Genomic DNA, 23,849 nt, shown 5'->3' with positions numbered 1-23,849 from the left:
GCGGTTCGATGCAACCGGATGGCCTCCCTGCACGGTTAGGCGAGGCACATCACGAAGAGGAGAGCATGAGCGAGACCGATAGCCCCGTGGCGGCCGCACCACGCGAGATCGAGCTGAAGCTCGACTGTGCCGGCCCCGACCTGACGGCGCTCGCGGCCCATCCACGGCTGCAGGCCGCTGCGGCCGCTGAGCCGGAACTCCTGGCCACGACCTACTACGACACGCCGAGCCGGGACCTGCGGGCGGCCGGTCTCACCCTGCGGGTGCGTGCCAAGGGCGGCCGGCACATCCAGACCGTGAAGGCGGGAGGCGGCGACGTCGGTCTGTTCAACCGGGCCGAGTGGGAGACCGAGATCGCCGGCGAGGTGCCCGACCCGGCCGCCTGGGCCGGCACGGCGGCCGAGAAGGTCCTGACCGAGACCGACGCGCCGCTGGAGCGACTGTTCTCGACACGCGTGATGCGCCGGGAAATCCCCGTGGAGCAGGCAAACTCGCGCATCCTCGTCACCCTGGACGAGGGCCGGGTGGAGAGCCCGGCCGGCGACGCGGCGCTCTGCGAGATCGAGCTCGAACTCCAGGACGGCGATCCCGCCGACCTCTTCCTGCTCGCGCAGGCGCTGGCCGAGACCGTGCCGCTGCGCCTGAGCGTGAAGGCCAAGAGCGCCGTCGGCTTCGCCCTCATCGACGGGACCGGGCCGGCGGTGGTCAAGGCCGGGTCGATCGACCTTCCGCACGGGGCGAGCGCGGGCGACGTCTTCCGGCGGGTTGCGCGTGCCTGCCTGCGCCACATGCGCCTCAATGAGACGGCCTTCCTGGAGGGGGGGCGACCGCCCGAGGCGCTGCACCAGATCCGCGTGTCCCTCCGCCGGCTGCGATCGGCGCTCTCCCTGTTCGCGCCGATGCTGGCGGGCGATCGGCGGGCGGCCGGTTTCAACGACGAGATCAAGCGTGTCACCGAGCCGTTCGGCCATGCCCGCAACCTCGACGTCTTCCTGGAAGACACGCTGCCGAAGCTGGCCGAGGAGAGCCCCGACGCGCCCGGGCTCGACGGTCTCCGGGAGCGGGCGCAGGCGGAGCGGGAGCGCGCCTACGATGCGGTGCTGGCGACTCTCGAAAGTCCGCAATGGCGCAGCCTCATCATCGACTTCGCCGGCTGGATCGAGGCCGGCGCCTGGGCGGCGCAACCGGCTGCCGCGGAGGACGGGCGCGACTTCGCCGCCCACGTGCTCGACAAGGCGCGGCAGCGCCTGAAGAAGCGCGGGCGCGGCCTCAAGCGCCTCGACCCGCATACCCGGCACCGCGCGCGGATCGCCGCCAAGAAGCTGCGCTACGGCGCGGAGTTCTTCTCGGGCCTCTACACCAAGAAGAAGGCCCGCCGCCGGCAGGAGAAGTTCGGCGCCGCGCTCTCGGACCTTCAGGATCATCTCGGGGCGCTCAACGACATGGAGACGGCCCGGTCGATGACCGAGAACCTGTCGGGGCCGCCGGTACCGGGGTCGGACGATCTGGGGGCGCAGGACCTGCTCGCGGCGGCCGCCGATGCGCGGGCCGACCTCCTCGACGTGAAGCCCTTCTGGCGTTGAGCCTTTTCGCACTGCCGCATGGGCCGGAACCCCGCCGGTGCGGCAGCGTTCGCCGGAAGGGTCTGAGGAGCGAGACGCGCGAATGGCGCATGCCTATCGGTTCGGAATCGAGGAGGAGCTCTTCCTCGCCGACGCCCGTTCCCGCGGTACGCCCCGCGCCCGTCTCCGGGCCTTCCACGCGGCCGTGAAGGCCCGGCTCGACGACGCCGAGCGCGAGCAGCTCCAATGTCAGGTCGAGATCGCGTCGCCGCCGACGGCCGACGCCGCCCAGGCGCGGGCGCACCTTGCCGATCTCCGCCGCAGCCTGGCGGAGATCGGCGCCGAGCGCGGTATCCTGACCTTCGCCGCCGGCACGCACCCGACGGCGCGCTGGCGGGACCAGCGGCCCACCGACAAGGCCCGCTATCACGGCATCATGGCCGACCTCCGGATGCTCGGTCAGCGCAACCTCGTCTGCGGGCTGCACGTCCACGTCGAGGTGCCGGATCCGGAGGCCCGGATCGGCCTCGCGACCCGGCTGCTGCCCTTCCTGCCGGTACTGCACGCCCTCTCGACGTCGTCGCCGTTCTGGCAGGGTCAGCAGACGGGATTGTCCGGCTACCGGATGCGCGCCTATGCCGAACTGCCCCGGACCGGTGTCCCGGAGCTGTTCGCCGACGAGGCCGATTATACCCGCTACGTCGACGTGATGACGAAGGCGGGCGCCATCGCGGATGCCAGCTTCCTCTGGTGGCATGTGCGCGCCTCGCTGAAGTATCCGACCCTGGAACTCCGGGTGGCCGACAGCTGCACGCGCCTGGACGACGCGCTCTGCATCGCCTCGCTGTTCCGGTGCCTCGTGCGACGGGTCGTCCGGGATCGGACGCTCAATGCCCGGCTGACCGCGGCTTCCCGGGGCTTCGTGATGGAAAACCTGTGGCGGGCCGAGCGGGACGGGGTGCGGGCCACGCTGATCGACGAGACCCGGGCCCGCGCGGTGCCGGTGGCGGAGGTCATCGAGGAACTCCTCGCCTCCACGACGGAGGATGCGGACGCCCTAAACTGTGGGGAGGCCTGCGCGCAGGCCCGCCGTATCTTGCTGGAAGGGACGAGTGCCGACCGTCAACTGGCGATATTCGCGTCTGCCCGCCGGTCCGGCGCGGGCGAGCGCGCGGCGCTCTCGGCCGTCGTGGATCACCTGGCCGAGGAGACCGCCGCCGAAGCGAAGGTCGGGCCTGGGGGGCACCCGCACATCGCTCCGGCGGCGTGACGATGGAAACGGCTCCGGCTGAGGGGGAGCTGAGCCCGCCATCCATCGGCCGCGCTCGGCGGCGCGGTTAGCCAATGGGTCACACAGGCATGTTGCCGAAGGATGTCTGGGTTTTGATATTTGCGCCGGAGTGAGCGACGTGACGCTCTGCCTGCGGCTGCCCTGGCCTCGGCGATCGAACCACCTCGCGTCGAGGGGTTGCACGACGCCCGGTTTCCTCGGCGCAATGCTCTGCTATCCCTCTCGGGTCTTCGAAGCCACCCGTGACTCCCGGCATGATCCTCCTGCGCGACATCTTCGGCCAAGTCGGCCGTACCGTGATGGCCTACGCGGGTGACAAGGCGCTCATGCTCGCCGCCGTGTCGGCGGCGGCCAACGTCATCGTGGCCGACGGCGAGGTCGCCGGGCAGGAATTCGACGCGGCGCTGCATGGCCTGCGGGCCGATCCTGTCCTGATGAAGGGCTACGACGCGCTGATGCTGGAGACCGAACTCTACGAGGGGATCGCCCGGGCGCGCACCCGTCTCGGCCGAGCCGAGAACCTGCGACACGTCGCGGCCGTGGCGGAGCGGCCGGTGAGCCAGCGCGAGAACGTCTTCCTGATCGCCGCGGACGTCGCCGACCAGGACGGGATCAGCGGCATCGAGGCGAGCGCCCTGGGCGAGATCGCCATCGCTCTACGGGTCGACGGGATCGAGCTCCTGCGCGCCAATCCGGTGCGCCGGCCGCCGGTCTGACGGGTCCGTCTGGCATTGGCGTTGCTGAGGGCCGCAGCGCCGCCGTGTAAAGAACTTGTCGCACGGCATACCGCCGTGAAAGGAACCGGCATGGCCGAAATGAACCTGAGCAAGACCCACAACCTGCGTGCCGACGGCTCGCGGCTCTGGGCGACGATCCTTGAGACCGCCGCATTCGGCGGCACGCCTGCCGGGGGCATCAACCGATTGACCCTGTCGTCCGAGGACGGCCGCGTGCGCGACTGGTTTCGCGACGCCTGCGAGTCGGCCGGGCTGACGGTCACGGTCGACGCGCTCGGCACCCAGTACGCCCTGCGGCCGGGCCGCGACATGAGCCGGAAGCCGATCGCCTTCGGCTCGCATCTCGATACCCAGCCCACCGGCGGCAAGTTCGACGGTGTGCTCGGCGTGCTGGCTGGCCTTGAGGTGATGCGCAGCCTGAACGATGCCGGGATCGAGACCGAGGCGCCCCTGATGGTGGTCAATTGGACCAACGAGGAGGGCTCACGCTTCGCGCCCGCCATGATGGCATCGGCCGCCTATGCGGGCGAGTTCACCACCGATGAGATCCTGGCCAAGCGCGACGCGGCCGGCATCACGGTGGCCGAGGCCCTCGACGCGGTCGGCTATCGCGGGGCCGAAGCGGTGGGTGCGCGGGAGATCGGCGCCTTCGTGGAACTCCATATCGAGCAGGGCCCGATCCTGGAGGCCGAGGGCAAGACCATCGGGGTGGTCGAGGGCGGCCAGGGCATCATGTGGTTCGATGGCGTGATCACGGGCTTCGAGAGCCATGCCGGCACGACGCCGATGCCGCGCCGCCGGGACGCGCTGCTCGCCCTATCGGAATTCGCGCTCGCCGCCGAGCACATCGCCCTCGCGCACGCGCCCTCCGCGGTGGCCACGATCGGCGAGGCCGCGATCCTCGCGCCCTCCCGCAATGTCGTTCCGGGCCGCGTCGCCTTCACGGTGGACGTGCGCGACCCGCGTTCGGCTACCCTCGACGCCATGGAGGCAGCGCTCGGCGAGACGGCAGCGGAGATTTCCGCGCGGCGCAAGGTGGAGATCGCCCTGACCCGGATCTGGCGGAAGGAGCCGGTGCCATTCGACCCCGCCATCGTGGCGGCCATCGATGAGGCCGCCGAGAGCCTCGGGCATTCCCGGCGCCGCATCATCTCGGGTGCGGGCCACGACGCCTGCAACCTCGCCGCCAAGGTGCCGGCCGCGATGATCTTCGTGCCGTGCAAGGATGGGATCAGCCACAACGAGTCCGAATCCGCCACGAAGGGCGACTGCGCGGCCGGCGCCGACGTGCTGCTGCAGACGGTGCTCCGCCTCGCCAACGCGCCCAAGGCGCAATGATCTACGCCCCGCGCATCCAGGAGCGCCTCGATGCGCTCGCGGCGATCACCGCCGAACCCGGAATCATCACGCGTCTCTATCTCACGCCCGAACAGGCCCGGGCGGAGGCGCTGGTGGCGGGCTGGATGCGCGAGGCCGGGATGGCTGTCCGCCACGATGCGGTCGGCAACCTGATCGGCCGCATCGATGGGCCGGAGCCCGGCGGCCCGGCCCTCGTCCTCGGGTCGCATCTCGACACGGTGCGCGATGCCGGCCGGTACGATGGGCCGCTCGGCGTGCTCACGGGCCTCGCCTGTGTCGAGGCGCTCGCCCGCGAGGGCATCCGCCTGCCGCACGCCTTGGAGGTGGTGGCCTTCGCGGACGAGGAAGGCGTGCGCTTCGCCGCGACGCTCACCGGTAGCCGCGCATTTGCGGGGCATCTCGATCCCGCCGTTCTCGACGCTGCGGACGCGGAAGGGGTCACCGTAGCGGCGGCGATGCGGGCCTTGGGCCTCGATCCCGACGCGATCGCGTCCGCCGCGCGGAAGCCGGGCGAGGTCCTCGGTTATCTGGAACTGCACATCGAGCAGGGACCGATGCTTGAGCGCGCGGGGCTGCCGGTGGGCGTGGTCACGGCAATCTCCGGAGCCAGCCGGCTCGAAATGATGGTCACCGGCGAGGCCGGCCACGCCGGTACGGTCGCCATGTCCGAACGCCGCGACGCCCTCGCGGGCGCCGCCGAATGCATCCTTGCCATCGAGGCCCGCTGCCGCGGCGAGGCGTATCTCGTGGGGACGGTCGGCCGGATCGCGGCCAGCCCGGGCGCGGTGAACACGATCCCCGGCCACGTGCGCTTCACCCTCGACCTGCGGGCGCCGGACGACGCGCAGCGCCGAACCGCCCTTGCAGACATCGCGACCGCCTGCCGGCGTATCGTCGAGAGCCGGGGTCTCGGTCTCGAGATCAACGTGCTGCACGAGGCACTGGCAGTGCCGTGCGATCCGTCTCTGGCGTCGCTTATCCGTGGGGCGATCGCGGCCCAGGGCCTTCCGGTTCTCGACCTCCCGAGCGGTGCCGGCCACGACGGCATGGCGGTGGCGGCGATCGCGCCGATCGCCATGGTGTTCGTGCGATGCCGGGGCGGGGTTAGCCACAACCCCGCCGAGTTCGCGAGCCTGCCCGACATCGAGGCCGGCGCCCGAGTGCTGCTCGGAGCGGTCAAAGCCTTTGGCGCGCGCCACCGGAGCTGAGCGGCGCTGTCGCAGGACGGGTGTGCGACGCCCGAAAATCTCGTAAGGACGCCCCATGAGCACGCGATCGTATCGCGACGCCAGGGGCCGCCCGCTCGTCGCGGTGACCGGCCTCGGCGTCGTTTCCTCCCTCGGTCAGGGACAGACGGACACTTGGATGGCCATGACCGAAGGCCGGTCCGGCATCCATGCCATCGCGCGGTTCCCCACCGACGGCCTGCGCACGCGCATTGCCGGCACGGTGGACTTTCTGAATACCGAGCCGCTGGTGGCTCCGCTCCTATCCGAGCGTTTCGCCGCGGTGGCCGCCGAGGAGGCCGTCGCGCAGTCCGGTATCGGCGCCAAAGGCGACTTCCCCGGCGCGCTGTTCATCGCCGTGCCGCCGGTCGAGATGGAATGGCCGCAGCGGCAGGCCTTGGCCGAGGCTGCCGGCGGCGACGGCCCGGTCGACTATGCCGGCCTGCTTCGGGCGGCCGCGACGCGCCGTTTCGACCCGTGGCACGATCTCTTCATCTTCGGAACCGTCGCCGATCGCATCGCCGACCGGTTCGGCACCAAGGGTTCGCCGATCTCGCTTTCCACCGCCTGCTCGTCGGGCGCCACCGCGATCCAACTCGGCGTCGAGGCGATCCGGCGCGGCGAGACCGCATCGGCGCTCTGCATCGGCACCGACGGATCCGTGAACCCGGAATCGCTGATCCGGTTCTCGCTGCTCTCGGCGCTCTCCACCCGTAACGAGGATCCGGCGGCGGCCTCGAAGCCCTTCTCGAAGGACCGGGACGGCTTCGTCATGGGCGAGGGCGCGGCCGCTCTGGTCCTTGAGGATGCCGAGGCCGCCGTCGCGCGCGGCGCGACGATTCTCGGCTATGTCCTCGGTTGCGGGGAGAAGGGCGACGGCTTCCACCGCACCCGCTCCAGCCCCGACGGGGCGCCGATCATCGCGGCGATCCGGTCGAGCCTGGAGGATGCCGGGCTCGAGGCCGAGGCGATCGACACGGTCAACGCCCACGGCACTTCGACGCCGGAGAACGACAAGATGGAGGCCCTCGGTCTCGGGGCGGTGTTCGGCGCCCGGGCGTCCGCCCTGCCGGTGACCTCCAACAAATCGATGATCGGCCATACCCTGACGGCGGCCGGCGCTATCGAGGCGGCGGTGTCGCTGCTGACCATCCGCCATGGCCGCATTCCACCGACGATCAATCACCGGGTGCCGGACCCGACCATCACCCTCGACGTCGTCGAGACCGCCCGCGATCTGCCGGTGCGGACGGTGCTGTCGAACTCCTTCGGGTTCGGCGGCCAGAACACCTGTCTCGTATTCGGCGCGGAACCGGCGTGAGCGCGCAACTCATGGACCGCCGCGTCCTCGTCACGGGCGGCGCTTCGGGGATCGGCGCGGCGATCGTGCGCGCCCTCGCCGCGGGAGGCTATGCGGTCGATTTCACCTATCGCGCCTCGGCCGATGCCGCCCAGGCGCTGCTCAGCGAGTTACGCGGGGCGCATCCGGATCGCACATTTGCCGCGCAAAACCTGGACCTTGCCGACAGGGCCGCGCTCGACGGGTTCTGTGAGGGGGCGGAGGCGGCAGGTTATTACGGCCTCGTCCACAATGCCGGCCAGCCCTGCGACGCGCTGGCGGCGATGCTCGATCAGGACCGGGCCGAGGCGGCCATGCAGGTCAACTTCTTCTCGCTGACCCGCCTCGCCAAGGCGCTGATGCGCGAGATGATCCGGGTGCGCGCCGGCCGGATCGTGGCGATCGGCTCGGTGGCCGCCCTGCGGGGGAATGCCGGCAATGCGGCCTATGCGGCGACCAAGGGCGCGCTGATCGCCTATTGCCGGACGCTCGCCATCGAGTCGGCCAAGCGCGGGGTCACCGTCAACGTGATCGCGCCGGGCTTCGTCGACACCGCCATGATGGCGCGCTACGCCGCACACCGGGACGGGATGGAGCGACAGATTCCAGCCGGCCGTTTCGCGCGGCCGGAGGATGTGGCCGCGCTTGCGGCCTTCCTGATGGGCGAGGGGGCTTCCTACATCACGGGTGCCGTGCTGCCCGTCGATGGCGGCCTGACCGCCATGATGGGCGTCCACCGGACCTGATCGGTGACGCCGCCGAACCCCACGTCGCCACCGATGCGCGCCAGCCTCGCCCTCGCCGCCGCCCTCTGCCTCGCGGCGCCATTCGCCCCGGGGTCTGCCAGGGCCGAGCCCGAGACCTACCGGATCTCCGGCCTGCCGCCCGGGGAACCCCTGAGCATCCGCGCGGAGCCGGATCCGTCCGCCGAGCAGATCGGCGAGATCCGGTCCCGCGCCCTGGTCTTCGGCTGCACCAACGACACGCCGAGCCGCACCACGTGGTGCCGCGTCAAGGCCGGGCGGGTCCTGGGCTGGGCGCGGCGGCGGTACCTGGCGCCGGATCGATGAGAGACAGGATGCAAGCCCTTCAACTGTTCGGCGACCGCGATCTGCGCCTGACTGAGATCGACGCTCCGCCCGCCCCGGGCCCAGGCGAGGTGCGGATTCGCATCCGCGCCGTCGGCCTCAACTTCATCGATGTCTGGGGCTTTCGCGGGATGGCCTTCGCCAAGCGGAAGATGCCCCTCATCGTCGGAGCAGAAGCCTCGGGCGTCGTCGAGTCGACGGGGGAGGGCGTCTCGGCCCTCGCAGTGGGCGACCGGGTCGTGCCCTACGGGGCGATGACCTGCGGCCAGTGCCGGGCTTGTCGCGAGGGACGCGACAATCTCTGCGAGGACGTCTCGGGTGTGATGGGCTTCCACCTCGACGGCTTCGCCCGTGAATTGGTGACGCTGCCGGCCCGGCTCGTTGTGAAGGTGCCGGACGGCGTCAGCGGCACCGATGCGGCCTGCGCGGGCATCGCCTTCGGGACCGTCCAGCACATGCTGTTCGACAATGCCCGGCTGGAGCCCGGCGAGAGTGTGCTGGTCCATGCCGGCGGCTCGGGGATCGGCACGGCGGCGATCCGCATGGCCAAAGCGATCGGCTGCACGGTCTACACGACCGTCGGTGATGACGAGAAGGGGCGTAAGGCGGCGGAACTCGGCGCCGACCACATCATCAATTATCGCACGGAACGGTTCGAGGGCGAGGTTCGGCGCCTGACTAAGCGCAAGGGCGTGGACGTGGTCTTCGAGCATGTCGGCGCCGATACCTGGAACGGCTCGCTGCTCTGCCTCAAGCGCGGCGGCCGCCTCGTGACCTGCGGCTCGACCTCCGGCGTCTCGGCCACCATGAATCTGATGCAGCTGTTCCAGCAGCAATATCGCATCACCGGCTCGTTCGGCTGCTCGCTCGCGAATATCGCCCAGTGCCTCGACAAGATGGAGGCCGGCATCCGGCCGGTGGTCGATACGGTGTATCCGCTCGCCGATTTCGCGCAGGGCTTGGAGCGGCTGGAATCGCGCAAGGTCTTCGGGAAGATCCTTGTCAGCCTTCGGAGCTGAACCCGCGCATGCCGGAATGCGGCTTGGGCCACAGCACAACGCAGATCGCGAAGGAGCCCCTTCCAACCCTCCGCTTCTTCGCGGGGTGCCCGCGTCAGCGGCCTCGAAGGCGCATGCCAGCCGGCCGCGCCAGCCCTGGAGGCCTCCGCGGAGCTCCGGTGGCTCAGAATGAGGTGGAGGTCTGGATAGTCAGGCGGGCATGGACCGGCATCGTCCTCCCTCGAATGTGACGATACGCACGGCACCCTCTCTTGAATGCTTCGCCGCGGGGTGGCGGCTCGACAGCCGGGACGGCGCGAAGTTGGGATTGCGCTACGATCCACGCCCACAAATCTAACCGGCATGTCGGCGCCAATTTCGCGCTGCGGGACAGATGGCTTAAGCTTCGCATTACGGACGCGTCGGGGGGCCGCCCGTGTCAGGCCCAGGAATCGAAAGTGCTGCGTCTCGCCCTCCTGCTGAAACGGTCCTATCCACGCCTCGCCGGCTTCGCCATGATCCCTCTGATCCGGGCTCTGGTTTGGCTGGCGCGTGTCCTCGGACCTGAACGGTCAACGGCGTTCGGCGCCGCCCTTCTGAGGACCATCGGACCGTTCCTGCCGGCGCACCGCACAGCGCTCACCAATCTTCAGGCGGCCTTCCCCGACATGCCGGAGGCGGAGCGGACGCGGATCGCCCTGGAGGCCTGGGACAATCTGGGACGGACGGGCGCCGAATATGCCCATCTCGACACGCTGTTCGACTACGATCCCGAAGCTGCCGCCCCGTTGCGGACCGAGGTCTCGGGCATCGAGCATTTCTTCGCCCTGCGCGACGACGGCGAGCCGGGGCTGATCTTCTCCGCGCATCTGGCGAATTGGGAATTGCCGGCCATCTGCGCGGCCCGGTTCGGCCTGGAGGCCACTGCGGTGTTCAGGCCGCCCAACAATCCGGCGGCGGCACGACTCGTTCAGGAGGTCCGCCGCCGGTCCATGGGCGGTCTCGCGGCCTCGGCCCCCGGCGCGGTCTTCGCCATGCGCGACGTGGTCGAGAATGGTGGCCATCTCGGCCAGCTCATCGACCAGCATTTCACCCGCGGCGTCGTCGTGAAGTTTCTCGGCCGACCCTGCCTCGCCAACCCGCTCCTCGCCAAGCTCGCCCGCCACTATGAGTGCCCGGTACACGGCGTCCGTGTCGTCCGGTTGCCGGAAGGCCGCTTCCGGCTCGAACTGACGCCGCCCCTCGATCTGCCGCGCGCCGCCGACGGAACCATCGACGTGACCGGCGCCATGCAGGCGATGACCGCCGTGGTTGAGGGCTGGGTGCGCGAACATCCGGGCCAGTGGCTCTGGATGCATCGCCGCTGGCGTCCCGACATGCTGCCCAAGCTGAAGGGTACGCCGCCGCAACCGTCGGTAGAGGGCTCTCAAGCCAACGTGATTTCACACACGGCATCCCAGACGCTCTGATGGCTCTGATGATGCCCCGGCACCGCGCCATGACCCGCGACCGCCGCGCGTTCTGCGCAGCCGTGCTGCTCTGTGTGTTCCTGGCCGTCCCGGAGGCTCGGGCCGAGCCGGTTCGCGCGGTCGTGGAACTCTTCACGAGCCAGGGTTGCGGCGCCTGCCGCGCAGCCGACCCGGTGCTGCGCGATCTGTCCCGGCAGCCGGGGGTTGTCGCCCTGACCCTGCCGGTAACCTACTGGGACTATCTCGGCTGGAAGGATACCCTGGCGCTGCGGCCGCTCACAGAGCGCCAGCGCGCCTATGCGCGGGGCCGCGGAGCGCGGCAGGTCTTCACCCCACAGGTCGTGGTCGACGGGAGCGGATTCGCGGTGGGGTCGGACCGTGCTGCCCTCGACCGGCTGATACGCGAAGCGTCGCAGCGCGGCGGGTTGCCGGTGCCGGTTCGCGGCGAGGCGCGCGGCGACCGGATCCTGGTCGAGGTCGGTGCCGCCCCGGAGACCAAGAGCGACTTTCGGGGTGACGTCTGGTTGGTACCGGTTCTGCGCAGTCGGGCGATCGCGATCCAGGCCGGCGAGAATGGCGGCCGGACGGCGACCTACGTCAACGTCGTGCGGGGTATGCAGCGCCTCGGCTCTTGGGCAGGGCAGGCGACCCGCTTCGAGGTGCCCTACACCCTCGCCCGGATCGCCGACGCCGACAGCTGGGTCGTGTTGCTCCAGGGCGCGGCCGACGGGCGGCCCGGCCGCATCTTCGGGGCCGCCAAGGGGCCGGGATTGTAGCGGGTCCGGTCTCTCGGCGGCGGAGGATCTCATTTCAGAGCGATCGGGTCGATCTGCCGGCAGCCCTTCTTCCCGCGCCGCTCTTACGCCGCGCGGGCCCCGCCCGACAGGGTGGCATCCAGGCGTTCGGAAAGGTGGCCTACCAGCCCGACGGTCGCCTCGAGTGCGCCGCTGACGAGGGCGACGGTCCCGAGGATCGTGCTCTCGATCAGGCGGGCGATCCTGTGAACAATCCGCATGATGTGCTTCCCGGTTCGGGCGGCGCCTTCGAGCGTGCCACCCAGCACGATTGCAAGCAGGCCCGATACAGCAGGTCGCGGCGCCGATCCGAGGACGACCGACGGAGCCCGGGAGGGTGCGCGTTTTTCCACGGGCGAACCGCGGCGGCGGCAGGCTCGTTGCATGGTGGTGGCAATCCGCCGTCCCATGCGGGCGCTTCCCATCGAGTGTCGGCCATGCGGCGACGCCATCTTCTGTCCGGGATGCTCGCCGCTCTGTCTCTGGCGGGCCGGCGCGCCGGCGCCGCCGACCAGACGGTGGATGTTCTGCTCGTCCTCGCGGTGGACGTGTCACTCAGTATCAGCGAGGCGCGCTTCGAGCTGGAGCGGCGTGGCTATGCCGAGGCCTTCAGCGATCCGCGGGTCCTGCGCGCGATCGGCGAGGGACCGACCGGGCGCATTGCGGTCGCCCTCTTCGATTGGGCCGGACCCGGGGAGCAGCAGGTCGCCGTCGACTGGATGATCATCGCCGCGGCGGAGGATGCGGCGGTCTTCGCGGCCAAGCTCGCCGCCGTGCCGCGTCCGTTCTACGGCCGCACGGCCATCGGGTCGGCCATCGGCTTCGCCTCCGACATGCTGGCACGGGCGCCGTTCCGGACCGACCGGAGGGTGATCGACATCTCGGGCGACGGGACCAGCAATTCCGGTCGCTCCATCGCGGAGGCCCGGGACGCCGCAGTGGCGGTGGGCATCACGGTCAACGGCATCGTCATCCTCACCGATCCGGAGGGAATGCCCAGCTTCTTGAAGGAGCACACCAACCCCGCCGGCGGGCTGGCGGCCTACTATCGCAACGTCGTGATCGGCGGCGAGGGGGCCTTCGTGATGAGCGCCGAAAGCTTCGAGGCCTTCGGGCGCGCCCTCATCGCCAAGCTGGTCCGCGAGATCTCCTGACCCGTCACCGACAACCCTCGAGGATCGTTCCGCCGATGCGCCTTGCCGTGCTCCAGTTCCTTCGCGTGGCGGCACCGGCGGGCGCTGCTGGACGCGGCGCGGATCCACCGCATCGCCGACGGCGTGAGCCTCGCCCGTGAGGCTGTCGCCGCGGGAGCGACCCCGGTCGTGCTGGCCGATCACAGCGACCGGTCCGGGAAGGCCACGTGGCTGCTGCGCGAGATCCTGGCACAGGGCCTGACCCGCACCCTCGTGGCTACCATCGCGTCTGCGGAGGCCGTGGCCGACGCTCTGGCCCGGAGTCTTGAGCCGGGCGACCCCTTCGACGCGACCGTGGGCGGCGGCGCCGACCCCTCCGCCGGGACGCCGGTGCGGATCACCGGGACCGTGCTGCGGGTGGTTGCGGCGCCGGAGCCGGGTGTCGCCGGGAGCGGCGGCGGGGGCGGCCACTGGATCTGCGTCGGCTTCGGGACCGGCAACGTGCTGGTGCTCAGCCCGCAGCTCGCCCAGATCGTCGAGCCCGGCGAGCTCTGGAGCCTCGGCCTCGACCCGACCGCGTTCGATGTTTTGGCCATCAAGTCGCGGGTCCATTTCCGTCGGGGTTTCGACGACAGCGGCTACGCCCGCACGGTCCTGCTGGTCGAGCCGCCGGAGCCGTTCCTGGGGACGGTCCGGCTCGACCATCTGCCCTACACCCAGATGCGGGCCGCCGACTTCTTCCCCTACGGCGACCCGCCGGACCCGACGGATTCCGACCCATGACCCCCGGTTCATGAGCGGCACGACAACCACCGCTGCGCCGTTACCCCCGGTGCTCGCGTAGCACGTGTGAGGAGGCTAGGTTCATCCCGCACGCGCCCGACGAGGTGCGACCAGGGAGGATACGGAATGCGGATTCTGGCCGATAGGCTGTCCGCCTATGTGCGGGACATCTTCGTGCGCGAGGGCTGCGCCGAGGCGGAGGCCGAGCGGATCGGCCGATTCCTCGTGGCCGCCAATCTCACCGGCCATGACAGTCACGGCGTCGTCCGCGTCACCCGCTACGTGGAGTGGCTGCGGTCCGGTGAGGTCGAAGCCGGCCGCACGCCCGAGATCGTCACCGACGCCCCATCCTTCGCGCTCATCGATGCGCAGTACGGGTTCGGTCAAACGGCGGGCCCCTTCGCCACTGATCTCGGCATCGCCAAGGCCAAGGAGAACGGCGTCGCCATCGTCGCGCTCCGGCATGCCGGCCACCTCGGACGGATCGGCGAGTGGGCCGAACGCGCCGCGGCGGCCGGGCTGATCTCGGTCCATTTCGTCAACGTGGCAGGAAGCCTGCTGGTGGCGCCGTTCGGCTCGGTGGAGCGCCGCTTCTCCACCGCGCCGTTCGCGGCCGGATTTCCGGTGCCGGGGGCCGAGCCGATCATCCTCGACTTCGCCACCTCGGCGGTGGCGGAGGGCAAGGTGCTCGTCGCCTCCCGGGGCGGCAAGCCGCTGCCGGAGGGCTCGCTCATCGAGCCGGACGGCCGGCTCAGCGCCGATCCGGCCACGCTCTTCGGGCCGCTGGAGGGCGTCGAACGCGACAACCAGCGGGGCGCGGGCGCGATCCGGGCTTTCGGCGAGCACAAGGGCTCGGGCCTCGCGCTGATCTGCGAGCTGCTCGCCGGCGCGTTCACCGGGTCCGGCACCGCCGGGCCGGGCAAGCGGCGGATCTGCAACGGCATGCTGTCGATCTACGTGATGCCCGAGGCCTTCGGGACCGAGGACGCCCTCGCCGCGGAGGCGCGGACCTACCTCGACTTTTTCAAGAGCGCCCGGCCGATGCCCGGGGCCGAGGTGCTGCTCCCCGGTGAGCCGGAGCGCCGGATGCGGGCTCAGCGCCTCGCCGAGGGCGTGCCGTTGCCCGAACCCGTCTGGGAGACGTTGCTCGCCGCCGGACGTCCCCATGGACTCGACGGCAACGCCTACCGCGACGGAGATTTCTGACCGGACACCTCACCGTGAGGGCATTCCATGCGAGGCCGATCCCGATCTCGACCTCATCCTGAGGTGCCGGAGCGCAGCGGAGGCCTCAAACGAGGGCTTCAGGGATCACGGCGTCGTCTGAAGGCCTCCTTCGAGGCTGCTGCGCAGCACCTCAGGATGAGGCTGAGGATTGGAGACGCGACGTTGAGCAGGCCCTGAACCGGGGCTCAGCTCAGCGTTCGACCAGACGCGCCTTCGGCGGTCCCTTCCATAACGGGGCGCCGCGCAGCCCGGGGACGCCATCCCCGGAACTCGGGAGGAACAGGATGTCCAGACTGCGCTGGCTCATGATCGGCCTCTGCATGGCCGCCAACGCCATCAACTACATCGACCGCGCCAACCTCGCGGTGGCTGCGCCGACCATGTCGAAGGAGCTGGGGCTCAGCGCCACCGATATGGGCCTGATCCTGTCGGGCTTCTTCTGGACCTACGCGGTGATGCAATTGCCGTTCGGCTACGTCGCCGACCGGGTCGGGGCACGGCTGTCGCTGATGGTTGCGGTCGTCTGGTGGTCGGCCTGCACGGCGCTGACCGCGGCCGGACGGGGTCTTCTGTCCCTGCTCGGCCTGCGCATGCTGCTGGGTGTCGGCGAGGCCGGGGCCTACCCATCCTTTGCCAAGGTCGCCGCTTCCTGGTTCCCCCGCTCGGAGCGGAGCTTCGCCAGCAGCATCTTCGACAGCGGCTCCCGGGTCGGATCCGCGCTCGCGATCCCGCTGGTCTCGTGGGTGATCGCGACGCTCGGCTGGCGGGAATCCTTCATCATCACCGGCCTGCTCGGCTTCATCTGGGCCGTGTTCTGGATGTGGCTCTATCGTGAGCCCGAGAACCACCCGGCGGTGACCCCGGACGAACTCGCGCAGCTCCGGGCCGCGCAGGAACGGCCGAAGGCGCTCGATACCGCCGAGGCCCAGAACCAGGTGCCGTGGCTGTCGCTGTTCCGCTACCGCACGGTCTGGGGGATGATGGCGGGGTTCTTCTGCCTGAACTTCGTGATCTACTTCTTCATCACGTGGTTCCCGACCTACTTGGTCAAGGCGCGCGGCTTCTCGCTGGCCGAGCTCGGTACACTGGGCAGCCTGCCGGCTCTGGCCTCGATCCCGGCAGGCTGGCTCGGCGGTTTCGCGTCGGATGCGCTCTACCGCCGCGGCTGGAGCCTGACGGCTGCCCGCAAGACCTGCCTGGTCGGCGGCATGCTGATGTCGTCGGTGATCACGCTGTCGATCATCGCACCGAACATCTACGTGGCGCTGCTCTTCTTCGCGGTGGCCTACGGCAGCCTCGCCTTCACGGCCGCTTCGATCTGGGCGCTGCCCGGGGACGTGGCGCCGACCCCCGCCCATGTCGCGTCCATCGGCGGCATCCAGAACTTCGCCTCGAACGTCGCTGGGATCGTGACGACCACCTTCACGGGGTTCATGCTGACCGTCACCCAGGGCTCGTTCGCGATCCCGCTGATGGTGGCCGGCGGCTTCTGCCTCCTGGGCGCCTTCATCTACCTCTTCGTTGTCGGTGAGATCGCGCCGCTGCCGGTCCGGGACGCCAAGGCGCCGGCCCTCCGGCCCGAAGCGGCCCGATGAGCGAAGCCGGCACGTTGGATTGTCAGGAGAGACCGATGTCTGCCTATCCCGTCATCACCCTGCGCCCGGACGACGGGGTCGTCGTCGCCCGCGGTGCCATCGAGCCGGGCACGCCGGTCGCGGACGGCGTGACCGCGGCCGAGCGCATCCCGGCCGGCCACAAGGTCGCGGTGCGGCCGCATCGAAGCGGCGAGGCGGTGACCAAGTACGGCCAGATCATCGGCTTCGCGAAGGAGGACATCGCGGCTGGCCGGCACGTCCACGTCCACAACCTCGGGATGGGCGAGTTCGCCCGCGACTACGCGTTCGGCGTCGACGCGCGGCCGACCCAGCTGGTCACGCCCCCCGCCACCTTCCAGGGCATCCGCCGCCCGGACGGTCGCGTGGCGACCCGCAACTACGTCGGCATCCTCACCTCGGTGAATTGCAGCGCGCATGTCGCCGACCTGATCGCCGACGCCTTCAGGCGCCACCCAATCCTCGGGCTCGATCCGCTGGCCGACTATCCGAACGTCGACGGCGTGGTGGCGCTCACCCACAAGACCGGCTGCGGCATGGCGATGGGCGAGCCGCTGCGGCTTCTGCGCCGGACGCTCGCGGGATACGCGCGGCACGTCAACTTCTCGCACATCGTGATGATCGGGCTCGGCTGCGAGGTGAACCAGATCGGCGCCTTCCTGGAGGAGCAGGGTCTGGCCGACCGGATCCGCAGCATGAACATCCAGAGCATGGGCGGGACCCGGAAGACCGTCGAGGCCGGCATCGACTTCGTGAAGGGCATCCTGGCTGAGGCGAACGTGGTGCATCGGGAGCCGATCCCGGCGAGCGAGCTGATCGTCGCCCTGCAATGCGGTGGCTCGGACGGTTATTCCGGCGTCTCGGCGAACCCGGCTCTGGGCATCGCCAGCGACCTCGTGGTGCAGAACGGCGGCACCGTGATCCTGTCGGAGACCACCGAAACCTACGGGGCGGAGCACCTGTTCACCCGCCGCGCGGTGAGCCCGGAGGTCGGCCAGAAGCTCGTCGACCTGATGCACTGGTGGGAGGAGTACACCCGCAAGGAAGGCTCGGAGATCGACGCCAACCCGTCACCCGGCAACAAGGCGGGCGGCCTGACCACGATCCTGGAGAAGTCGCTCGGCGCCATGGCGAAGGCCGGGAGCACCAACCTCGTCGAGGTCCTGCGCTACGCCGACCCGGTGACCGCCAAGGGCTTCGTGTTCATGGACACGCCCGGCTACGATCCGGTCTCGGCCACCGGGCAGGTGGCGGGCGGGGCGAATCTCGTGTGCTTCACCACCGGTCGCGGCAGCGTCTTCGGCTGCAAACCGGCCCCCTCCATCAAGATCGCCACGAACTCGGCCATGTACCGGCGGCTCGAGGAGGACATGGACGTCAATTGCGGCACGATCCTCGACGGGGAAGAAACCGTGGAGCAGGCCGGGCGCCGGATCTTCGACCTGATCCTGCGGGTCGCGGGCGGCGAGCGCACAAAGAGCGAGCAATTCGATTTCGGCTCCTCGGAATTCGCCCCCTGGCAGATCGGCGCAACCGTGTGACCTCCTGAGGGTCAGAGATCCGTTCGCACCACGCCCGGAAAGCTTAGGATGAAGTCCGGGCCGAAGGCGGTGACCGGCGTGTGAAAGCCCGCCGGCGCCGCGCCGGCGGCGAGGCGCCGAGCGGTCTCCACGGCGGTCCAAGCCGTCAGCGTGTAGCCCTCGGGGGTCTCCATGCGGCTCGCCACCCGCTGGCCCGCGGCGTCCCAGGCCTCGGCCAGGAACGCGCTGCGGGCCGAGGCCCGCGCCGCGGCTGATGGCCCCGCTGGCAGCCGGTCGATGCCGCGGTTGATCAGGCGCTGCGCGGTGCTGCCCGCGATGATTTTCCGGATGCCGGGTGGCAGGCCCGCAGCCGCCGCCATCGCCGGGAAGGCCTCGAAATACACGTCGATGTTCGGGACACGGGTGGAGTACCACGCGCTCGAGACATCGCCCCAGCCGAGCCCCACCGTCCGCCTCCTGCCGCGGCCGAAATCGGCGCTGCCCCGGGGCGGGCTCGGTAGTTCGACGATTCGGCCGTCCCGGCGCACCCGTGTGCCCCAGGCGATGCCCTCGACCATCGTGCGAGCGGTGCCCCGGCTGAAGCCGCCGAACCCGCCGATCGAGATCCGCAAGTGGGTCGCGCCGGGCAGCCGGCGCGCCACATGGGCGGCGAGGCAGTCGCTCGGCACAACATCGAAGCCTGCTGCCGGCAGCAGGACGATACCCGCCGCCTTCGCCTCGCCATCCCGCGCGGCGAGCGCCTCCAGAACCTCGATCTCGCCGGTGATGTCGACGTAGTGCGCGCCCGCGGCGAGGCAGGCCTCGGCCATTGGCCGCGCCGTCCGCGAGAACGGACCAGCCACGTGGATCACCACCGTGATGCCCGCCAGCGCCGCCCGCAGGCGGTCTGGCTCGTCGAGGTGCGCGGACCGGAACTCAAGCCCTAGACGGGTAGCGAGGGGCCGGAGCTTCTCCGGGTCGCGCCCCGCCAGAATCGGGCTCAGGCCCTGCGCGACGGCGTGCTCGGCCAGGAGCTGCCCGGTGTAGCCGCTGGCCCCGTAGATCATGATCGCGGTCATGCGAGGCTTCTGCCACCGCTCTCGCGGGTGTCAAAACGCGCAACGCACCGCCGCGGCGCGCGTCATGGATCCGCGGAGCGGAACGCAATCTCCAAGCGGCGCCGTGCGCGCGGTCCCCGATTCTATCGACAAGGCCAGCGATACGAAGGCCCACGGAGACGATAGGGAGTGCCGGGAGCCCCGCGGCCGACACGTGCTCCGGCGTCCCGCCGGCCACGGTGGCTGGCTCGATGCCAAGACCGACGGCCTCGCCGTACGGTTCGATCTGTCGCACGGCGTCCAGGCCTGCGCCGACGCGGTGGTGATCCCGGCCGTGATGCTGCGCTGCGAGGGTGCGCAGGCCGTGCTGATCGATGCCCTGCCAGCTGCTTATGCCGCCCGTTGATGACAAGCCAGGCCCGCCTTCGGCGAGAGGCGCTTAAATGGCGGCGGCGAACGGCGTAGCCTGCATCGTCGATGGCGTGAGAGTCGCCAGCCGAAGTCGAGGGATGATCCATGCTCGCATCCCACGTGCCCGACGGCGCTGCCGGACCGTTCGGCGCCTTCGCGACTGCCCTGCCCGAGCTGTCTCCGCTGCGCGCCGCCGTGGTGGCGGCCTGCCGCCGGCCCGAGCCGGACTGCATCGCGCCGCTCCTAGACCTCGCGCGCATGCCGCCCGATGCGGCGCGGCGCGTCTCCGCCCTGGCGCGGCGACTGGTGGGGAACCTGCGCCGCCATGCCCGTCGCGGAGGCGTGGAAGGCCTGATCCACGAATATGCCCTGTCGAGCGAGGAGGGCGTGGCGCTGATGTGCCTGGCCGAGGCGCTGCTACGCATCCCCGACGCGCCGACCCGCGACGCGCTGATCCGCGACAAGATCGCGGGCGGCGACTGGCAGGCCCATCTCGGCCACAGCCCGTCACCCTTCGTGAACGCGGCAACCTGGGGTCTGCTGGTCACCGGCCGGCTCGCCGCGACCCGCGACGAAGCCGGCCTTTCCGCCGCGCTCACCCGTCTGATCGCCCGCGGCGGTGAGCCGATCATCCGCACCGGAGTCGATCTCGCCATGCGGATGATGGGCGAGCAGTTCGTCACCGGGCGGACCATCACCGAGGCCCTGCGCAATGCCGTCCGGATGGAGGCGAGGGGATTCACCTATTCGTACGACATGCTCGGCGAGGCCGCCGTCACCGCCGAGGATGCGGAACGGTATCGGCGATCCTACGAGGCGGCGATCCGGGCCATCGGGGAGGCTTCCGACGGGCGGGGCGTGCTGCGCGGACCCGGGATCTCGATCAAGCTGTCCGCGCTCCATCCGCGCTATGTCCGGGCGCAGCGCGGCCGGGTCCTGGCGGAGCTCGTCCCCCGGGTGACGGATCTCGCCCGGCTCGCCAGGACTTACGCCATCGGCCTCAACATCGATGCCGAAGAGGCCAACCGCCTCGACCTCTCGTTGGATATCCTGGAAGCGCTGGCGACGGATCCGAACTTGGCCGACTGGGACGGGCTCGGTTTCGTCGTTCAGGCCTACGGAAAGCGTTGTCCGTTCGTGATCGACGTCTTGGTCGACCTCGCCCGGCGCAGCCGCCGGCGCCTGATGGTGCGCCTCGTGAAGGGCGCATACTGGGACAGCGAGATCAAGCGCGCCCAGGTGGATGGGCTCGCGGACTTCCCGGTCTTCACCCGCAAGGTTCATACCGATGTCTCGTACCTCGCCTGCGCGCGCAAACTCCTCGACGCGCCCGACGCGGTCTTCCCGCAATTCGCCACCCACAACGCGCAGACTCTCGCGAGCATCGTGGAGATGGCGGGCCCGGATTTCCGCCTGGGTCAGTATGAATTCCAATGCCTGCACGGGATGGGCGAGCCGCTCTACGAGTCCGTGGTCGCCGGAAATGCGCTGCGGCGGCCGTGCCGCATCTACGCGCCGGTGGGCACGCACGAGACCCTGCTCGCCTATCTCGTGCGTCGGCTTCTGGAGAACGGGGCCAACACCTCCTTCGTGAACCGGGTGGCTGATGAAGCTGTCCCGGTCGACGCGTTGATCGCCGACCCCGTCGCCTCCGTCGAGGCGATGCCGGTTCCGGGCGCGCCGCACGAGCACATCGCGCTGCCCCGCTCGCTCTACGGCCCGACCCGCCTCAATGCCGCCGGCCTCGACCTCGCGGACGAAGCGGCGCTCGCGCGCTTGGCGGGCGGGCTGCTGGAGAGCGGCCGATCGGCGTGGCGGGCGGTCCCGACCGGATCCTCTCCGGATTCTGCCGACGCGCCCGTGCGCAACCCCGCGGATCATCGGGACATAGTCGGATACTGGCGCTCAGCTACGCCGTCCGAGATCGAGCGCGCCCTCGTCCGCGCCGACGCGGCGGCCGGAGCCTGGGCGTCGACTGCGCCTGCCGCGCGGGCCGCTTGCCTGCGCCGCGCCGCCGACGCGTTCGAGGGCCGCATGCCGGTGCTGATCGGGCTGATCGTGCGCGAGGCCGGTAAATCCTGCGCCGACGCAGTGGCCGAGATCCGGGAGGCCGTGGATTTCCTCCGCTTCTACGCAGCGGAGGCCGAGCGGACGCTTGGGGGTGATGAGGAGCCGCTCGGGCCGATCGCCTGTATCGCGCCCTGGAACTTCCCGCTGGCGATCTTCGTCGGCCAGGTCTCCGCTGCCCTGGCGGCCGGCAACACGGTCCTGGCCAAACCCGCCGAGGAAACGCCGCTCACGGCCGCCGAGGCCGTCCGGGTGCTGCACGCGGCGGGCGTGCCGGACGATGCGCTTCATCTCCTGCCCGGCGCCGGCGAGATCGGGGCCGCCCTGGTCGGCGACGGTCGAGTTCAGGGTGTCATGTTCACCGGCTCGACCGCGGTCGCCAAGGGCATCCAGCATTGCCTGGCCGAACGCTTGACCCGTCACAGTGAACCCGTGCCGCTCATCGCCGAGACCGGCGGCCAGAACGCGATGGTGGTGGATTCCTCCGCGCTGGCCGAGCAGGTGGTCGCCGACGTCATCGCCTCAGCCTTCGATTCCGCCGGGCAGCGCTGCTCGGCCCTGCGCATCCTCTGTCTGCAAGAGGAGGTCGCCGATCGGACGCTGCACATGCTGCGGGGCGCCATGAAGGAGCTGGAGGTCGGAGATCCCCGCCGCCTCGCCGCCGATATCGGCCCCGTCATCACTGCCGAGGCCGCAGACCGCATCGCGGAACACGTGGCCGCGATGCGCGCGCGCGGCTTTCCGGTGGCGCAGCTTCCGCTGCCGCCGGAGACGGCTCACGGGACTTTCGTGCCGCCGACGCTCATCGAGATCAGGCGCGTCGGGGATGTCGAGCGCGAGGTGTTCGGGCCGGTTCTGCACGTGCTGCGCTACCGCCGGGCCGATCTCGACCGATTGCTGAATGAGATCGACGCCACCGGCTACGGCCTGACCTTCGGCCTGCACAGCCGCATCGACGAGACGATCGCTCGGGTTCTCGGGCGCGTACGGGCCGGGAACCGGTATGTGAACCGCAACATCATCGGCGCGGTGGTGGGGGTGCAGCCCTTCGGCGGATCCGGCCTGTCGGGCACGGGGCCGAAGGCCGGCGGACCGCTTTATCTCGGCCGTCTCGTGCGCCGACCGCCGCCTGCGGCGCTCGACGGGCTCGCGGCAGGCGATGGCAGGTCGCTTCGCCACTACCGGAACTGGCTTCGCGCGACGGAGCGCGCGGGTATCGCGGATCGCCTCGCAGACAGATTTCCGGCCGTCGCCGAGATCGTCTTGGCGGGCCCGGTCGGAGAGCGAAATCTCTATGGTCTTCGGCCGCGGGGACGCGTTGCGGCCCTCGCACAGACGGAGGCGGGGCTCCTGCTCCAGCTCGGGGCGATCCTGGCGACCGGCAATCGCGCGCTGGTCGTCGGCACGGCGCGGAGCCCGGGCATCCTCACGGATCTGCCGGCCGAACTCGCCGCACGGGTCGAATGCGTGGCGAGCCTTGATGCCGCGGGTGAGCTTCGGGCCATCCTGTTCGAGGGAGATGCTGACGGTCTGCAGGCCTTGAACCGGGCCGTTGCCGCGCGTCCTGGCCCGATCCTTTCCGTCCAGGCCCGCACCCCCGAAGCCCTGGCGGGTGGGGATCTTTACGCGCCGACCGGCCTCGTCGAGGAGATCTCGACCGCGATCGACACCGCCGCTGCGGGCGGCAACGCCAGCCTCATGAGCGTCGGATAGGAGGCGGCTTGCGGTCGGGCCGACCGGCGCAGTTTCGAGAACAGTGGCAGGCCGATCAGCCTGCCGCGGGTTGGACGGTGCCGCGGATTGCGGCACCTCTTCAGATCGGCTTGCGAGCGTCGGCTCAGGCGGCGCGGGACCAGCGGATGTCGCCGAGGCTCTCGCGGAAGGCGAAGCGGGCCAAGTGGTCGGCCACCACGTTCTCCAGCCGCGTCAGGTTGACCGGGTCGGAGCTGTCGATGCGCATCACCAGGGCATCTGGCTCGGCATCGAAGGTGCAGATCCGGTCCTCGCCGAACGGCACGGTGCCGTGCTCCGGGGTCGCCTCGACCTTGAATTTGTGGCTCCAGTGCCGGCAGAGCTGCTGCAGATAGCGGCTCGCCTCCGTGGTCTGCACGCGGGCCTGTGAGGTGGGCATTCCGTCGGTCTCCAGAAGGATGATGGGCAGTCTGTCGTTGACG

General features: G+C 70.4%; 21 protein-coding genes. 18 read left to right on the top strand and 3 right to left on the bottom strand.

Annotated elements, in window-relative coordinates; genetic code table 11:
- The first annotated feature begins 65 nt into the window (after positions 1–65).
- The 11 genes from ACYCO6_RS24185 (at position 66) to ACYCO6_RS24135 (ending at position 11,845) form a co-directional block, all read left to right on the top strand.
- Positions 66–1,583 carry a CYTH and CHAD domain-containing protein gene (locus ACYCO6_RS24185; RefSeq protein ID WP_459764053.1) on the top strand — a complete coding sequence of 506 codons (1,518 nt, stop codon included), beginning with the start codon at positions 66–68 and terminating at the stop codon, positions 1,581–1,583.
- Positions 1,584–1,665: 82 nt separating this feature from the next.
- Positions 1,666–2,832, top strand: a complete 1,167-nt coding sequence (locus tag ACYCO6_RS24180; protein WP_459764051.1) for a carboxylate-amine ligase — start codon at positions 1,666–1,668, stop codon at positions 2,830–2,832.
- A gap of 275 nt (positions 2,833–3,107) precedes the next feature.
- Complete coding sequence (locus tag ACYCO6_RS24175) at positions 3,108–3,569, top strand: tellurite resistance TerB family protein (RefSeq protein WP_459764049.1); 462 nt, start codon at positions 3,108–3,110, stop codon at positions 3,567–3,569.
- A gap of 90 nt (positions 3,570–3,659) precedes the next feature.
- Positions 3,660–4,928, top strand: coding sequence for an allantoate amidohydrolase (locus ACYCO6_RS24170; protein WP_459764047.1), 1,269 nt, complete (start codon positions 3,660–3,662; stop codon positions 4,926–4,928).
- Positions 4,925–6,157, top strand: a complete 1,233-nt coding sequence (locus tag ACYCO6_RS24165) for an allantoate amidohydrolase (protein ID WP_459764045.1) — start codon at positions 4,925–4,927, stop codon at positions 6,155–6,157. The genes ACYCO6_RS24170 and ACYCO6_RS24165 overlap by 4 nt, the downstream gene beginning before the upstream one ends.
- Before the next feature lie 55 nt (positions 6,158–6,212).
- The gene (locus ACYCO6_RS24160) at positions 6,213–7,496 is read left to right on the top strand and encodes a beta-ketoacyl-ACP synthase (RefSeq protein WP_459764043.1); all 1,284 of its coding nucleotides are present in this window, start codon (positions 6,213–6,215) and stop codon (positions 7,494–7,496) included.
- An 11-nt stretch (positions 7,497–7,507) separates the two neighbouring features.
- Entirely contained in the window at positions 7,508–8,260 is a 753-nt protein-coding gene (locus ACYCO6_RS24155; RefSeq protein WP_459773695.1) for an SDR family NAD(P)-dependent oxidoreductase, read from the top strand.
- A gap of 33 nt (positions 8,261–8,293) precedes the next feature.
- Positions 8,294–8,584 carry an SH3 domain-containing protein gene (locus ACYCO6_RS24150; protein ID WP_459773693.1) on the top strand — a complete coding sequence of 97 codons (291 nt, stop codon included), beginning with the start codon at positions 8,294–8,296 and terminating at the stop codon, positions 8,582–8,584.
- 8 nt (positions 8,585–8,592) lie between these two features.
- Complete coding sequence (locus ACYCO6_RS24145; protein ID WP_459764041.1) at positions 8,593–9,621, top strand: zinc-binding dehydrogenase; 1,029 nt, start codon at positions 8,593–8,595, stop codon at positions 9,619–9,621.
- Between the two features lie 437 nt (positions 9,622–10,058).
- Complete coding sequence (locus ACYCO6_RS24140) at positions 10,059–11,069, top strand: lipid A biosynthesis lauroyl acyltransferase (RefSeq protein ID WP_459764039.1); 1,011 nt, start codon at positions 10,059–10,061, stop codon at positions 11,067–11,069.
- A gap of 8 nt (positions 11,070–11,077) precedes the next feature.
- Positions 11,078–11,845: a DUF1223 domain-containing protein gene (locus ACYCO6_RS24135; RefSeq protein WP_459773691.1), complete on the top strand. Its 768-nt coding sequence runs from the start codon at positions 11,078–11,080 to the stop codon at positions 11,843–11,845.
- 83 nt (positions 11,846–11,928) lie between these two features.
- Here ACYCO6_RS24135 and ACYCO6_RS24130 read toward each other — a convergent pair whose 3' ends face one another.
- Complete coding sequence (locus ACYCO6_RS24130; protein ID WP_459764037.1) at positions 11,929–12,084, bottom strand: hypothetical protein; 156 nt, start codon at positions 12,082–12,084, stop codon at positions 11,929–11,931.
- A 216-nt stretch (positions 12,085–12,300) separates the two neighbouring features.
- Between ACYCO6_RS24130 and ACYCO6_RS24125 the strand changes: the two genes are divergently transcribed.
- The 5 genes from ACYCO6_RS24125 to ACYCO6_RS24105 all read left to right on the top strand — a co-directional run bounded on the left by ACYCO6_RS24125 (position 12,301) and on the right by ACYCO6_RS24105 (position 18,160).
- Positions 12,301–13,017 carry a DUF1194 domain-containing protein gene (locus ACYCO6_RS24125; RefSeq protein ID WP_459764035.1) on the top strand — a complete coding sequence of 239 codons (717 nt, stop codon included), beginning with the start codon at positions 12,301–12,303 and terminating at the stop codon, positions 13,015–13,017.
- A 42-nt stretch (positions 13,018–13,059) separates the two neighbouring features.
- Positions 13,060–13,779, top strand: coding sequence for an MlrC C-terminal domain-containing protein (locus ACYCO6_RS24120; protein WP_459764033.1), 720 nt, complete (start codon positions 13,060–13,062; stop codon positions 13,777–13,779).
- 126 nt (positions 13,780–13,905) lie between these two features.
- On the top strand, positions 13,906–14,985 hold the full coding sequence (locus ACYCO6_RS24115) for a malate/lactate/ureidoglycolate dehydrogenase (protein ID WP_459764031.1): 1,080 nt from the start codon (positions 13,906–13,908) through the stop codon (positions 14,983–14,985).
- A 305-nt stretch (positions 14,986–15,290) separates the two neighbouring features.
- Complete coding sequence (locus ACYCO6_RS24110; RefSeq protein ID WP_459764029.1) at positions 15,291–16,601, top strand: MFS transporter; 1,311 nt, start codon at positions 15,291–15,293, stop codon at positions 16,599–16,601.
- A 35-nt stretch (positions 16,602–16,636) separates the two neighbouring features.
- Entirely contained in the window at positions 16,637–18,160 is a 1,524-nt protein-coding gene (locus tag ACYCO6_RS24105; protein WP_459764027.1) for a UxaA family hydrolase, read from the top strand.
- Positions 18,161–18,171: 11 nt separating this feature from the next.
- On the opposite strand, the gene ACYCO6_RS24100 is transcribed toward ACYCO6_RS24105, so the two are convergent.
- The gene (locus tag ACYCO6_RS24100; RefSeq protein ID WP_459764025.1) at positions 18,172–19,218 is read right to left on the bottom strand and encodes a saccharopine dehydrogenase family protein; all 1,047 of its coding nucleotides are present in this window, start codon (positions 19,216–19,218) and stop codon (positions 18,172–18,174) included.
- Positions 19,219–19,411: 193 nt separating this feature from the next.
- Here ACYCO6_RS24100 and ACYCO6_RS24095 point away from each other — a divergent pair, with 193 nt between their 5' ends.
- A complete protein-coding gene (locus ACYCO6_RS24095; protein ID WP_459764023.1) occupies positions 19,412–19,603 on the top strand; it encodes a hypothetical protein in 192 nt (63 codons plus the stop codon).
- A gap of 110 nt (positions 19,604–19,713) precedes the next feature.
- Positions 19,714–23,388, top strand: a complete 3,675-nt coding sequence (putA, locus tag ACYCO6_RS24090; protein ID WP_459764021.1) for a trifunctional transcriptional regulator/proline dehydrogenase/L-glutamate gamma-semialdehyde dehydrogenase — start codon at positions 19,714–19,716, stop codon at positions 23,386–23,388.
- A gap of 124 nt (positions 23,389–23,512) precedes the next feature.
- Here putA and ACYCO6_RS24085 read toward each other — a convergent pair whose 3' ends face one another.
- A complete protein-coding gene (locus ACYCO6_RS24085; protein WP_459764019.1) occupies positions 23,513–23,806 on the bottom strand; it encodes a DUF2218 domain-containing protein in 294 nt (97 codons plus the stop codon).
- Positions 23,807–23,849: the final 43 nt, after the last annotated feature.

Source organism: Methylobacterium sp. CM6257 (assembly GCF_054611515.1).
The sequence above is the reverse complement of the archived record's forward strand: the minus strand, read 5'-3'. Positions and strand labels throughout refer to the sequence as shown.

Excerpts from the sequence above, each read along its gene's own strand:
- ACYCO6_RS24165 (WP_459764045.1), top strand. The coding sequence starts at position 4,925 with ATGATCTACGCCCCGCGCATCCAGGAGCGCCTCGATGCGCTCGCGGCG.
- ACYCO6_RS24110 (WP_459764029.1), top strand. The coding sequence starts at position 15,291 with ATGTCCAGACTGCGCTGGCTCATGATCGGCCTCTGCATGGCCGCCAAC.
- ACYCO6_RS24170 (WP_459764047.1), top strand. The coding sequence starts at position 3,660 with ATGGCCGAAATGAACCTGAGCAAGACCCACAACCTGCGTGCCGACGGC.
- ACYCO6_RS24125 (WP_459764035.1), top strand. The coding sequence starts at position 12,301 with ATGCGGCGACGCCATCTTCTGTCCGGGATGCTCGCCGCTCTGTCTCTG.
- ACYCO6_RS24100 (WP_459764025.1), bottom strand. The coding sequence starts at position 19,218 with ATGACCGCGATCATGATCTACGGGGCCAGCGGCTACACCGGGCAGCTC.
- ACYCO6_RS24160 (WP_459764043.1), top strand. The coding sequence starts at position 6,213 with ATGAGCACGCGATCGTATCGCGACGCCAGGGGCCGCCCGCTCGTCGCG.
- putA (WP_459764021.1), top strand. The coding sequence starts at position 19,714 with ATGCTCGCATCCCACGTGCCCGACGGCGCTGCCGGACCGTTCGGCGCC.
- ACYCO6_RS24145 (WP_459764041.1), top strand. The coding sequence starts at position 8,593 with ATGCAAGCCCTTCAACTGTTCGGCGACCGCGATCTGCGCCTGACTGAG.
- ACYCO6_RS24105 (WP_459764027.1), top strand. The coding sequence starts at position 16,637 with ATGTCTGCCTATCCCGTCATCACCCTGCGCCCGGACGACGGGGTCGTC.
- ACYCO6_RS24130 (WP_459764037.1), bottom strand. The coding sequence starts at position 12,084 with ATGCGGATTGTTCACAGGATCGCCCGCCTGATCGAGAGCACGATCCTC.
- ACYCO6_RS24185 (WP_459764053.1), top strand. The coding sequence starts at position 66 with ATGAGCGAGACCGATAGCCCCGTGGCGGCCGCACCACGCGAGATCGAG.
- ACYCO6_RS24115 (WP_459764031.1), top strand. The coding sequence starts at position 13,906 with ATGCGGATTCTGGCCGATAGGCTGTCCGCCTATGTGCGGGACATCTTC.
- ACYCO6_RS24175 (WP_459764049.1), top strand. The coding sequence starts at position 3,108 with ATGATCCTCCTGCGCGACATCTTCGGCCAAGTCGGCCGTACCGTGATG.
- ACYCO6_RS24155 (WP_459773695.1), top strand. The coding sequence starts at position 7,508 with ATGGACCGCCGCGTCCTCGTCACGGGCGGCGCTTCGGGGATCGGCGCG.
- ACYCO6_RS24150 (WP_459773693.1), top strand. The coding sequence starts at position 8,294 with ATGCGCGCCAGCCTCGCCCTCGCCGCCGCCCTCTGCCTCGCGGCGCCA.
- ACYCO6_RS24085 (WP_459764019.1), bottom strand. The coding sequence starts at position 23,806 with ATGCCCACCTCACAGGCCCGCGTGCAGACCACGGAGGCGAGCCGCTAT.
- ACYCO6_RS24135 (WP_459773691.1), top strand. The coding sequence starts at position 11,078 with ATGATGCCCCGGCACCGCGCCATGACCCGCGACCGCCGCGCGTTCTGC.
- ACYCO6_RS24180 (WP_459764051.1), top strand. The coding sequence starts at position 1,666 with ATGGCGCATGCCTATCGGTTCGGAATCGAGGAGGAGCTCTTCCTCGCC.